General features: G+C 57.2%; 11 protein-coding genes. 7 read left to right on the top strand and 4 right to left on the bottom strand.

Annotation, left to right across the window (positions count from 1 at the left end; all coding sequences use genetic code 11):
• Positions 1-35: 35 nt before the first annotated feature.
• The 4 genes from BST95_RS13360 (at position 36) to BST95_RS13345 (ending at position 6127) form a co-directional block, all read left to right on the top strand.
• The gene (locus tag BST95_RS13360; protein ID WP_229801570.1) at positions 36-1472 is read left to right on the top strand and encodes a DUF3336 domain-containing protein; all 1437 of its coding nucleotides are present in this window, start codon (positions 36-38) and stop codon (positions 1470-1472) included.
• Between the two features lie 90 nt (positions 1473-1562).
• The gene (locus BST95_RS13355) at positions 1563-2681 is read left to right on the top strand and encodes an NAD(P)H-dependent flavin oxidoreductase (RefSeq protein ID WP_084200106.1); all 1119 of its coding nucleotides are present in this window, start codon (positions 1563-1565) and stop codon (positions 2679-2681) included.
• Between the two features lie 142 nt (positions 2682-2823).
• Positions 2824-3261 (top strand): hypothetical protein, encoded by a 438-nt coding sequence (locus BST95_RS13350; RefSeq protein ID WP_084200105.1) that lies wholly within the window; start codon positions 2824-2826, stop codon positions 3259-3261.
• A gap of 82 nt (positions 3262-3343) precedes the next feature.
• A complete protein-coding gene (locus tag BST95_RS13345) occupies positions 3344-6127 on the top strand; it encodes an immune inhibitor A domain-containing protein (RefSeq protein WP_229801569.1) in 2784 nt (927 codons plus the stop codon).
• 3 nt (positions 6128-6130) lie between these two features.
• Here BST95_RS13345 and BST95_RS13340 read toward each other — a convergent pair whose 3' ends face one another.
• Positions 6131-6859 (bottom strand): sulfotransferase-like domain-containing protein, encoded by a 729-nt coding sequence (locus BST95_RS13340; RefSeq protein WP_229801568.1) that lies wholly within the window; start codon positions 6857-6859, stop codon positions 6131-6133.
• The gene (locus BST95_RS13335) at positions 6856-7776 is read right to left on the bottom strand and encodes an aminotransferase class IV (protein WP_084200104.1); all 921 of its coding nucleotides are present in this window, start codon (positions 7774-7776) and stop codon (positions 6856-6858) included. Before BST95_RS13335 ends, BST95_RS13340 begins: the two co-directional genes overlap by 4 nt.
• 125 nt (positions 7777-7901) lie before the next feature.
• Between BST95_RS13335 and BST95_RS13330 the strand changes: the two genes are divergently transcribed.
• Both BST95_RS13330 and BST95_RS21415 read left to right on the top strand, forming a co-directional pair.
• Positions 7902-8132, top strand: coding sequence for a biotin/lipoyl-binding protein (locus BST95_RS13330; protein ID WP_169843941.1), 231 nt, complete (start codon positions 7902-7904; stop codon positions 8130-8132).
• A 372-nt stretch (positions 8133-8504) separates the two neighbouring features.
• Complete coding sequence (locus BST95_RS21415; RefSeq protein WP_084200102.1) at positions 8505-8702, top strand: TerB family tellurite resistance protein; 198 nt, start codon at positions 8505-8507, stop codon at positions 8700-8702.
• On the opposite strand, the gene BST95_RS13320 is transcribed toward BST95_RS21415, so the two are convergent.
• Entirely contained in the window at positions 8699-9769 is a 1071-nt protein-coding gene (locus tag BST95_RS13320) for a BamA/TamA family outer membrane protein (protein ID WP_146004161.1), read from the bottom strand. The genes BST95_RS21415 and BST95_RS13320 overlap by 4 nt on opposite strands.
• A 66-nt stretch (positions 9770-9835) precedes the next feature.
• Here BST95_RS13320 and BST95_RS13315 point away from each other — a divergent pair, with 66 nt between their 5' ends.
• A complete protein-coding gene (locus tag BST95_RS13315; protein WP_084200100.1) occupies positions 9836-10579 on the top strand; it encodes a DUF975 family protein in 744 nt (247 codons plus the stop codon).
• A gap of 297 nt (positions 10580-10876) precedes the next feature.
• On the opposite strand, the gene BST95_RS13310 is transcribed toward BST95_RS13315, so the two are convergent.
• A complete protein-coding gene (locus BST95_RS13310; protein WP_084200099.1) occupies positions 10877-12490 on the bottom strand; it encodes an AMP-binding protein in 1614 nt (537 codons plus the stop codon).
• Positions 12491-12496: the final 6 nt, after the last annotated feature.

Below are 12496 nucleotides of genomic sequence, written 5' to 3'. Positions count from 1 at the left end.
AGAGCAGAAATAATAAAGCAACGACAGGTGGATACGTGAGCAAGCGAGCGCTGCGCAAGATTGAAAAGGCCATGGCGGCCGCAGAGAGTTACGATGAGTGGCGTGAGGCGGCCTTGGATTATGACGCCACCTCTGGCGGACAGCGCTGGCGCGATCGCGACCAGTCTCACGACTACGATTTTGTATCCATCCGACGCAGACTCGACCGCCTGCGTGAACTGCGTGCCCGCCACGATTATCCGGGCCTGTTGTTCACCCTCAATGAAGGCATACACGGCAATATGGGTGGTATGGGTCGTGCCTCGCTATACAAGGTAGCGCGGTTGGGCACCAAGCAGGTCATTGAAGACTATGTCGGTGAAATCGCCGATTCACTGCGCTTGCTGGCCACTGTGGAGCATCCGGACATCAGCGACGAGGAGCGGCTCGACTTCTTCCGCCGCGCCAATCACTGCTTCGGTCGCTCTGCGCTGATGATGAGCGGTTCCGGCATGTTGTTGTACTTCCATGTCGGAGTGGTGAGGACTCTTAACGAGCACGGGCTGCTACCCAATATATTGTCGGGTTCCAGCGGCGGCTCCTTTGTCGGCAGTATGCTGGCCACCCGCGCTGAGCAGGAGCGACAGAAGTTTTTCGATCCCAGTTACTTACTGACCCAGATTGAACAGGAGAAAGAGGAGCTCAGTGCGCTGCACAAAATACGGCCGCAGCTCCTCCAGATACACGAGGTGTACGGAATCGTCGAGCGGCTGGTACCGGATCTCACTTTTCAGGAGGCCTTCGAAATCACCGGTATCCACATGAATGTGTCGATTGCACCGGCTGAGACCCACCAGACGTCGCGCTTGCTGAATGCGACCACGACGCCGAATATACTAATCCGCTCGGCCATCATGGCATCCACGGCTGTGCCTGGCGTCTTTCCTGCGGTGACTCTGATGGCCAGAGACAAGTACGGCGACAAGAAAGAATACCTGCCATCACGTAAGTGGGTGGACGGCGCCATGTCAGACGATTTGCCCGCCAAGCGCCTGGCCAGGCTGTACGGTGTGAATCACTACATCGTGAGCCAGACCAATCCACATATCATCCCGTTTGTGCGGGATTCAAACCGCCGCAATACGCGCGGCGATATCATCAAGACGGCGGCCACGCGCACGGCCCGGGAGTGGATTAACGCTTCCGCGGAAATCATGCAGAAGCCGCTCGCCAGGCGGCCGCGCCTGAATCGGCTGACCAATACTATGCTGTCGGTGATCAACCAGGACTACATGGGTGATATCAACATTATGCCGCCGTTTCGTTTCCACAATCCTGCACGAATCCTGGCGCACCTGTCAGAGCCTGAGATTCTCAAGCTGATCAAGGCCGGAGAGCGGGCCACCTGGTCGAAACTGGAAATGATCCGGGTGCAGACCGATATCAGCCGCACACTGGATGGGGTTTGCGACGAGCTGGGCATACTCGACTAAATAGTCCATAGCTTTCGGCCTTACTCGTCATTCTCTTTCGGCGCTTCAGGGCCGATCCTGTCAGCCTCGACCAATAACTGGATCAGGCTGATGCAAACCGATTTCTGCAAACAACTCGGCGTCGACGCGCCGATTTTCGCTTTTACCCACTGTCGCGACGTGGTCGTTGAAGTCTCCAAGGCTGGCGGCATTGGCGTCCTGGGCGCCGTGGGCTTTTCCGCCGAGCAGCTCAAGGAAGAACTGGACTGGATCGACGCCCATATCGGCGATCACATCTACGGTGTGGATACTGCCATTCCCCAGAAGTACGAGGGTATGGACAAGTCGACACCCGAGGAACTGGTGGCGATGATCCAGGCGGCGATTCCAGAGCAGCACCGGGATTTTGCCGCCAAGCTGCTCAATGATGCGGGTGTGCCCGAGTGGCCCGATGCTAATGATGGGATCAGCCTGAGCTTTTCTGCGGTGCAGGCACAGGCTCTCGTGGATGAGGCCCTTACACGCCCCAAGTGCAAGATGATTGTGAATGCACTGGGCACACCTCCACCCGAAATCGTCAAGCAGGTTCACGACGCTGGTCGCCTGATTGGGGCACTGGCCGGGCGCCTTAAGCACGGTATCGCCCACAAAGAAGCCGGGCTCGACTTTGTCGTGTGTCAGGGATCAGAGGGTGGCGGTCACGCGGGTGAAGTTACATCCATGGTGCTGTGGCCACAGATGATTGATGCGGTCGCGCCGCTGCCGGTGCTGGCAGCCGGTGGTATTGGCAATGGTCGTCAAATGTTGGCCGCCATGAGCATGGGCGCCGCAGGCGTCTGGATGGGGTCGCGCTGGCTGATTTCCACTGAAGCCCAGTCCGAGCCTGCACAGCGCGAATCCTACAAGTCTGCCAGCTCTGAAGACACCGTGCGTTCGCGTTCCTTTACTGGCAAGACTGCCCGTATGTTGAAGAACGAATGGACGGAGGCCTGGGAGCAGGAAGACACGCCTGACCCATTGCCCATGCCGCTTCAGGGTTATCTGACCTTCGATGCGGTGCGCCGCACGCATCGTTACGCCGGTGTGGAGGATTGTCAGAAAGTGGCCTTTAACCCGGTAGGCCAGGTGGTTGGCCAGATGAATACCGAGGAATCCTGCCGTGACATCATGTACTCGCTGCTGAACGAGTATGCCGAAGCCCTGGAAAACGTACAGGGGCTGTCTTCCTGATCGCACCACCATGACGCTCCGGTTCCGGAGCGTCAGCCTTGCGGCGGCTTGCTTTCAAGGCCTCCTCATTTCCTTGTCACACTACTCGCTTCACCCCGACTGCAACGCATGCTTGAATGCACGACGACAGGAGAGGGTAGCTATGAATCATTCTATGGGTTTATTGGTGGGAGGCGTTCTTCCCGCGTTTGCGTTCGGCATCGGTGCGCTGCTGCAAAAGCAGAGCAACGACATCGGTATAGGGCAGAGCCCCTATCTTGTCTATTTTGCCGCAGGTATTTTCATTGCGTCGCTGGTGGCGTATTTTGCTTTTCCCGAGAATAGCCATTCGCTTAAGGCTGGCGCCTACGCGACGGGACACGGCCTATTATTTGGAGCGGGTTTTGTCTGCCTGGCAATGGTGCTGACGGTGTATGCCGAGCCCATTTCCAAGCGGGTCCCCCTGGCCAACATGAGTACCCTGGTGTCGGTGGTTCTGGGGCTGATTGTCTTCAGCGAGTATACCCGAATGAATCTCGGTTACCTGCTCGGTGGTGCGGCGCTGATTGTCGTCGGCGGCATTCTGGTGGCGCGCGCCTGACGTTGCCCCGATTTCGCCGCGCTGTAGTCTTGGGACTCACGTTGCGGTTAGACTGGCGCAAAATCCTATAATGAGGCTTAGCATGTCACTACGAACTTTTATTGCCGCAGGAGTTGCTGCGACAATGGCTGTCGCTGTCCACGCCAAACCGGTGTCCCAGGACGCCATTGAGATGGTGGATAACCTCGCCGGCATGAAATTTGACCAGCTTGGTCACCCGCAGATCGCCAGTGACTCCATCCAGCCGGCGTTGGCTCCAGCGGACAAACCGCACAAGTTGTTGATTCTACCGGTGAGCTTTACCGATGTTGGCTACGATCGCTTTGCCGGTGACCCCCGTCAGGACGAAAAGAACCGCGCGTATTTTCAGGAGCTGCTGTTCGCCGCCGGCCCTGCAAACCCGGCTGAAGACACGCTCTCTCACTATTACCGCCACGCGTCCAAGGGGCGATACAACATTACCGGCGATATATTTCCGGTAGTGAAGCTCAAGCGGACCCTCAGCCACTATGGACGACCGGTGCAGACCAGCGACGGTCAGTGGCGCAGCGACGAGCGGGCCAGTGAACTCGTCGTGGACGCGCTCAAAACAGCGTATGCGGAACACCCCGACTTTCCCTGGTCTGACTACGACCAGTGGGACCCTCAGGATTTTGATGGCGACGGCAATCGCGACGAGCCGGATGGCTACATCGACCACTTCGTGATGATTGTGGCGGGTAAGGGGCAGTCATCCTGCCAGGGCTTGTACAAGCTCGGTGAGAAGCTCAACCCCAATGCCAGTGCAGACGCCTTTGATTCACTTACACCTGACGAACAAGCCTGCGCCGATCGAATCTGGCCGCATCGCTTTGCCCTGCAGTACAACCTCGACAGCGGCCCTGAGGTTGATGGCGTGATGAATGTGCGAGGTGGCATCGAGTTGGGCGATGGCCTGTGGGTGCTGGATTACAACATGCAGTCCGAATACACCGAAGTGGCAACCTTTATTCACGAGTTTGGCCACTCCCTGGGGTTGCCGGATATCTATGCGCGGGTTACCAACAACTCCACCGCGGGCTGGGACGTGATGTCTTCTACGGCGAGCCCTTCGCCCCAGGAGATGAGCGCCTGGAGTCGTATGGTGCTGGGCTGGATGGATCCCTGCGTGGTCCGTCCCCAGGGGTTTGGTGGCAAGTCGCAGGGCAGCCTGTACCTGCAGACGATGAACGACTGGTCGGGACAGCCCGGTGCGACGGGCGACGCCTGTGATGCGGCGATGGTAATTCTTCCCCCGAAGTATCGCGAGATCGAGTTGGGGCCGCTCACAGCAGCCAATGGCAAGCAGGCCGCGTATTCCGGTCAGGGCAACGATATGAATCGCAGTTTGTCGCGCGATTTCGATCTCACTTCCGTGTCGGTATCAGCACCGCTGCAACTATCGATGGACCTGTGGTTCGAAATCGAGGCGGAGTGGGATTACCTGTACGTGGAAATCGCGGCGGACGGCGGCGCCTTTGAGCGCATTATGCCAATGGACAAACAGGATGTGGGTGATAAGCAGAGTGTTATGCCGTCCAACAAGGGGCACGAGGGGCAGGGTAGTATTCCCGGCTTTACGGGTCTAAGCGGAGATCTCGATGGCGATAACAAGGTGGAGACCGCCCCCGCCTGTGACCCCGCCGCGGATCGGCGCAATGCCGAAGACAGCATAGGCGATGCCAGCGTTGATCCCTGCAGCGCCGCCCAGTGGGTGACTGCCAGTTTTGATCTCGAAGCCTATCGCGGCAAGAACGTCACTCTGCGCATTACCTATTTCACTGATATGGCCGCCGCGGAAAATGGCGCGTTGGTGGATAACGTGGCATTTGCAGCCGTTGATTTCAGCGATGACTTCGAAGCAGCTGAGTTAAACAGTGGCTGGAAGAGCAAGGGCTTTACCTTGTCCGGAGGTTCTCACAGCCTGACAGTACCGCACTTCTATGTGCTGGAATATCGTGACCCTTACGCCACCTTCGCCAAGGTGAAGAACTACGATCAGGGGTTGTCGCACCCCGGCTTTAGCTTCTTTCCTAATGAGAAAGGCGAGATGGAGGCAGTCTCGGCGAATTATCGCCCCGGTGTCGTCATGTGGTACTACAACGGCGAGTATCTGTGGAGCCAGAACGACCCCGCCGAATTCGGTCCGGGCAAAGGGTTCCTGCTGGTAGTGGATTCCACGCCCCAGGAATTCCGCATTCCGATGATGCCCGACAAATACTTCCAGGAGCAGGATGGCTGGACCTGGTGGGAGTTTGACGATGAGGCCCAGCCGCAGCTGGAAAAGGCGTTTGTCGACGTCATGTGTTTTCAGCGCCAGCCAGCGTTTTACTCCACCGACGTCAGCGAGCAACAGCGCAAGGCCTGCGCTGAGGAGCTCAATGGCAAGTTGCCACCGGTGGAGTCTATTAGCTGGGATGGGCGCAAGCTGATGTACAGCTATACCATCGTTAATTCGCTGCTGCCCGGCGAAGACCGGCGGGCACGCAAGTCGGCATCGTCGCTGTTTGACCTGCGCATTCGTCAGGGTAAGACCCAGTATCGTATTTACGACCGCCTGCTGCGTTCCGAGCATTCAGCGGATGCACCGTTTTCACTACAGCCGTACGAGCGGGGCATCGAGTACTACCATGCTGTTGATGGTGAGATGCAGGTCAAGCGCACCGAAGCTTTTGCGCCGGTGAGTGAGTTCACCGACGCGGCGCCCACTCGCTACCAGAACCCCAAGCTGCCTTTCGGTAGTGCAGCCATTCCTGAGGCAGGTTTCAGTTATCGACTGGTTGCCCCAGACGCCGACGCACCGAGTGGCACCCGGGTTCGTATCGATTATGAGTGGCGCAAGCAGTAAGCGTCAGGCCTGAATCCGTCGCTGCCACATGTGCTGGTAGGGTGCTTGCATTGCCTGCGCCAGATCAGCATGTGCGCCCTGCAGCGCTGGCTGGCTCGGTCGATAAGGCCCGAAGCCGGTTGATTGCTCGACGTTGTGATACCAATGGGGCGCCCAGGCGCCGTCAGAGTCGCGTCGCCCGGCAGGCCACTGCAGCATGTGTCGGGCGGTGAAGGGCAGCCCCAGCTGTTCAGACAGTACGGCTAAAACCCCCTCCGGATTGCGTAACACATCATTGGAATCGATCACTGCAGGGGCTTGCTCGCAGATGTCCGTGATTTCATCAAACAGTTCTGCCTGCCGGGTAATGCCAATGGCGTCTTCATCGACGCCGGGCATCTTTTGCACATAGGAAGCAATGACCTCGGCCGGGTCGCGAATCAGAAAACAGTGACGCAGGGGCTTGCACCACTGCATGTCCATTCCCCGCGGGATATGGTGCGTCATGTGCTTTTGGTACTGCAGCTCACTGGCGACGTTGGCTCCGGTCAACTGTTCGATCACGGTGTTGTAGTCGTTGCTCTGCGCGGCCAGGATGTCAGTACGCATGGGATGATCGAGCCCAGTCGCGGCGAGATATGCAGCGTAAAACGGTTCATCTACGACCTCGCAGTCAGGTCGGTTCTCCCAGGCGCGCATCATCGCAGTGGAAATGTTGCGCGGGCCCGACCACATGGCAATCCTGATTGTCATACGCGGCCCCGACCACATTCGGCAGCGATCATGTCTTTGTAGAGTGCCTGGAGGCGATCGACCATAGGGCCACGCTTGCCGTCACCGATGGTGCGGCCATCGATATCGAAAACCGGGGTAAGCCCGGCGAAGGTGCCAGTGACGAAGGCTTCGTCTGCGCCGTAGGCCTGCATCACCGAGAAGTTTTTCTCGTACACCGGAATGTCGTTGGCCTTACACAAATCGATAACGTTGCGGCGGGTAATGCCGTCGAGGCAGTAGTCGCCGCTACTGGTCCAGACCTCGCCGTCGCGCACGATAAAGAAGTGTGTGGAGTTACAGGTGGCGACATGGCCGTGAGGGTCGAGCATGAGGGCTTCGTCAGCGCCGGCCTTTGCCGCTTGGATGCAGCCGAAAATGCAGTTCAACTTGGAGTGGCTATTGATGCGCGGATCCTGCACATCCGCATAGCCCCGTCGCACATACACGGTGTACAGATTGACGCCGCGATCATTGAGAGTGGGGTCGGGGTTCTTGTACTCCGGGATAATTACGATTGTGGGGCCGCCAATGGTGACAGCGGGGTCCTGGTAGGGTGTTGCCTTAATGCCGCGGCTCACCATCAAGCGGATATGCACGTGGTCTTCCATGCCGTTGGCGTCCAGGGTGGCGTACAGCCGTTGCTTTAGCTCATCCTGCGATATCTGTAAGTCCAGGTCCAGGGCCTTGGCACCTTCCCAGAGGCGCTTCATATGTTTGTTCAGAAATGGAATGACCCCGTGGTGTTGGCGCAGCCCCTCCCAGATGCCATCACCGAGGATAAAGCCTGAGTCGAAAACGGATATAACAGCCTGATCGCGGTGGAAAAGTTCGCCGTTAATATTGATCTGAATGTCAGCGTTGCGAGGATCTTGCTGGAAGGTGTGGGTGCTGCCCATGGAGGTTATTCCTTGTAATGGTGTTTCTTGCGAGGAGGCGTAGTTTGCATCAGAACAAGCGCCTTGCCAAAGCACTTATCTTATCTATTCTTAGAGGCACAATAATACGTAGAGGGATCTCCGTTATGCGCCGCGCCAGCGCAATTTTTGCGGTACTCATGTTGCTTTTCATTCAGCATGCCATGGCTCAACCCAGGGTCGTCAGCAGCCTCGGCCGAATTGAGCCTGCGGGCGGTGTATTGCGCCTCGCGGGACCCTCAGGTCTGGGCTCGGTCATCATGGATTTACGGGTGGAAGAGGGGCAACAGGTCAAGGCCGGCGACGTTATCGCGACCCTCTTTGATTCTGGCGGATGAGCCAACGGCATCGCTGGACAAGGAGTCGGGTCGCAACGTGGTGGATTTGTTGCAGGTGCTGTGTCGCGAGCAGGGGGCCGCTGTGATACTCGTGACCCACGACAATCGCATTCTGGACGTGGCAGATCGTATTCTTCATCTGGAAGATGGTGAGATCAAATCCGTTAGCGAGGCGATGTCCGCCAATACCAGCCAGATGTTGCGCTTGCTTGATCAGCACGACCCGGAATCTTCGCTCTATCTATCGGCCTTCTCACTGGCGCTGACCCGCGTGGCGATGGCAGACAACCGCATGGATGATGCGGAGCGCGAGGCCATTCGCGAGGTATTGAACAATGTCTCAGGCCTTGCAGTGGCGAAGTTGATCTGGTCATGGAGCTGGCCATGTCGCAGGTGCGCTGCCGTACCGCCCTCAATGGCCACGGAACAGAACTCTTTACGACGGAGCAAGCGGCGCATTTTGTCGAGAGCATGCATGCGGTGGCTGCCGCCGACGGCGAGATCAGTGAAGAAGAGGTGGCCGAAATCCGGGTTGTCGCTGAGGAACTCGGGTTCCCGCAGTCTGCCTAAAAGGGTTGTCCCAGGCTGAGGTAGTAGCCCTCGTTGTCGTCCTTGCCTGCCGCATACTCCAGGCGCAGCACAATGCCGGCATCGGGCTTCAGGTCGAAAATAATGCCTGCGCCGAGCATGGGAAACAAATTGTCCGAGTCATCGCAGGCCGATACTTTGGAGTAGAGACAACCCAGCCCTCCAAACAACGACGCACCCCAGCGCCCCTTGATGTTGAAGCGGGCATCCAGGTTGATGTGTGAATAGTGTTCCCCCAGGTAGTTGCCCCGCGTATAGCCACGCATATTGAGGGATGAAAACCCGGAGGTTGGTGCATCGTGCGTCCAGCGGCCGCGCGCGTTGGTGGCGAGCACGTGTTCCTTGGCACCGAACTTTAAGTAATGCGAGTAATTCACCTGCAGGGAATCAAATGACTCTTCGCCACCGAGGCCCTCGCGGTAGGCCACATTGTGAGCCACCAGGTGTTGGCCGCTGCTGGGGTTGCGGTTGTGGTCACGGTCATCAAGCTCAGCCACCAGTCCGATGCCGTTGGATTGGAAGCCGGTAAGGCCGATCTGCTCAAGAATGCGGTCGAAGATGCCATCTGCTCCGACGACATAGTCGGACATGATGAGTTGGCCACCGATATACCAGTGGCTGTCGCCAATGCGGTTCAGGTAACGGGCAAACAGGCTTTCGATATTATCCTCGGTCTTTGCCGAGACGCCGGTGCCCAGGAAATCGTCGTATTCGTTGCGGATCTTGCCGTTGACGTAGCCAAACATGAGTTTGTGCTCATCGGCGCCAAAGTAGGTATCGCCATAGACGCCGCCGACGTAGGAATCAGTATCGCTATAGGTGCCAAAACTGGTAATCAGTGATGGCGCCGACTCCGCATCGAACTTGTGAATATAGCCAGCGACCGCGCCTAGCGTAGTACCCAGTTTCGGGTCGGCACTGACGGTAGGCGTGAGCAGCCAGGGTGATTCTTTCTCGCTGTCGCTGGTATCACTGTGGGCAGCGCCTGTGAAGCACAAGGCGATACCTGCAGATGCGATGATACGCATTGGTCGAGCGACAGAAAGCATTCTGTGTCCTTTTAAAGAGATGCTATATTTTGAGTATATCAATGTTACCCGGGAGCGGGACGGCGAATGGATATAATAATCGAAGAACAAGCTGAACAGGGAAGTTTGCAGGCGGGCCTCGAAGGTAACACTGAATTTCGTCTTGGCGCAGTGCTCACGGAGGCCTGGGAGCGGACGTCGGGAAACAAGGGCGCCGTGTGGATGGCGATGATGTTCTATATGGGCCTGGCCTTTCTTATGGGCGTGTTCTTTGGCCTGCTGGACGGCGCGGGCAGTGGCGAGGTGCCCGATCCGGGCAGTCCCGTCAAGTTCATCGGCGACCTGGTGACAACGCTTGTGCTCACGCCCATGGCCATCGGGCTGTGCTTTATCGGTGTGGCGATCGCGCGTGGATACACACCTAATCCCAAGAGCATCTTTGCCTGGTACGACCAAACCTTGAAGGTATTCCTGCTGGCCATACTGATGAATCTGCTGATTGTTCTGGGCTTGCTATTACTTGTGCTTCCGGGGATTTATCTCGCGGTGTCCTACCAGATTGCGCTGCCCCTGATGGTAGACAAAAAAATGGGCTTATGGGAGGCGCTGGAAAGTAGTCGAAAGATTATCGGCCATCACTGGTTTGCCGTATTCGGGTATGACCTGGTATTTCTATTGATTGTGGCTGGGTCGATGATGCTGCTGGGTATTCCCTTTATCTGGACAGTGCCGATGATGCTTATCGCCTACGGGATTCTCTACCGCAATCTGGTCGGCGTTGAGGCGGAGACCCTGCAACGGGCTGTGGCGACAGAGCAGGTGCCCTCATAGGTCGAGCAAGAGTGGTTGCTTATTTGAACCAGCTGAAAGAAGTGAGTGGCGATGCTGCCGTCACGGAAAAATAGATGCTCGCGCTTCATCGAAGCGCGACGAGCTTATCAGCCTGCTACCGGGCCCAGGCCTGTCATTACGAATACTGCAAATACTGCCATGGCAGCCCCAAAAGAGACTATTTGAGTCATTACTACACCCCGACTGTTAGATTTATACATCGAAAAAGTAGTACCACACTCCGAAGAGTGGTTCGAATATAACGCTAAAGGGTGCGCAGTAACAAGCGCTGAATGATTACCGTGACACCTTGAAGGATGAGTTCTTCAAATCCCAGGTGGATGCGCTGTTGCCCTGCTGCCGCAAGGCGAATTTCTGGACCTTCTGGGTGGGCGTATAGGGCAGGCTGGTCGCGAAATCGATGTAGCGCGGGACAAAAAAGTAAGGTGCATTGTCATTGATGAACTGACACAGCGCCTCAGGAGAAAGTTTGCTTTTCGGCTTCAGAATCAGGGCCAGCTTGAGCTCGTCTTCATTGCTGTTTTCCGCCGCGGGAATACCGAATGCAGCCACGTCGGCAATATCGGGATGGCGGCGCACCACACTCTCTACTTCCAGTGTTGAGATATTACGGCCCGCAAAACGCACGGCATCTTTCTTGCGATCGGCAAAAAAGTAAGCGCCGCTCTCGGGATCGAATCTGGCCAGGTCGCCAGTCATAAACCAGTCACCCCGAAAGCTCGCGGCATCCGCTTGTGGGTTGTCGAAGTAGCCATTGAACAGCGCGTTCGGTTGTTTGGCCCGAATACAAATTTCGCCGGGCGTGCCTGGTGCGACCTCGCGACCCTCTTCATCGCACAGTTTGAGGTCCAGATCGTCGGTGGGCAGCCCCAGCGCGTAGGAGGGCACGTCCGAATCGCAGTTATTGTGATTCATGATCAGCAGGCATTCGCTCATGCCCAGCCCCGAGGTTATCAGCTCGACGCCGAAGCGTTGCTCAAAGGCTGTCCACAGCTGCGGCGCCATGGGCACAATCTGGGCTTTGCGCAAGGTATTGCTGGCGTCGTCGGCGCTGGCTGGGGCGTTCATGAGAAAACTGCCCATGGCGCCGATGGCGAACACCTGGGTGGCACCGAAGTGATTAATACGCTCCCAGAATGTGCTGACGGAAAACCTCTGTTCCAGAACGCAGGGGATACCTTCAATCAGCGCGCGATAAACGCAGGTAATCCATGCTCCCGAGTTATAGAGGGGTAGGGGGCAGTAGATAACATCGTCCGGCGCGGAGTCGTAGGGAATGGAGGCTCCCTCCACAATGGCCCGAATCCAGTTGTTGTGACTCTGCATGACGCCTTTGGATTTACCGGTGGTGCCGGAAGTCCACAGAATGGCGCAGGTATCTGAGCAGTTCTGCTGGCTGTAGTCTGGTTGCAGCGGTGCGTGTCCCAGCAGTGATTGGTAGCTGACGGCGCCGGGGAGCAGCGATGCTGACGCATCCCCCAGCAGCGCATACTGAACGTCGCCCAGTGCGTCGCAAATATCCGCCAGTCTTGGCGCCAGGCCGGTGTCAGTAACAACCAGCGCCGGCTTACTGCCGACAATGGCGTCGGCCAGCCATTCGCCTTTGTAGTCCGTGTTAATCGGAACCCATATAGCTCCCAGCTTATTGATGGCCAGTGTCAGCAGTACCAGCTCGGGGCAGTTTGACAGCAGAAGCACTACCCGATCACCCGGGCCTATGCCAAGACTTCGCAGTCCATTCGCAAGGCAATTGGTCTGTGCATCCGCCTCGGCGAAGGTGATGGTGACGTCGTCGGTAACAAGGAAGCGCGTGTCGCCGTTGTGCTCAGCCTGGGTGCCCAGGATTTTGCCTAGCAGGCGATCGTCGCGGTTCTCCAGAGTGAGCTTCATACGATG

Origin of the sequence: Halioglobus japonicus (assembly GCF_001983995.1) — a bacterium.
GTDB classification, from domain to species: Bacteria; Pseudomonadota; Gammaproteobacteria; order Pseudomonadales; family Halieaceae; genus Halioglobus; species Halioglobus japonicus.
This window is presented reverse-complemented; position numbering and strand designations above follow the sequence as displayed.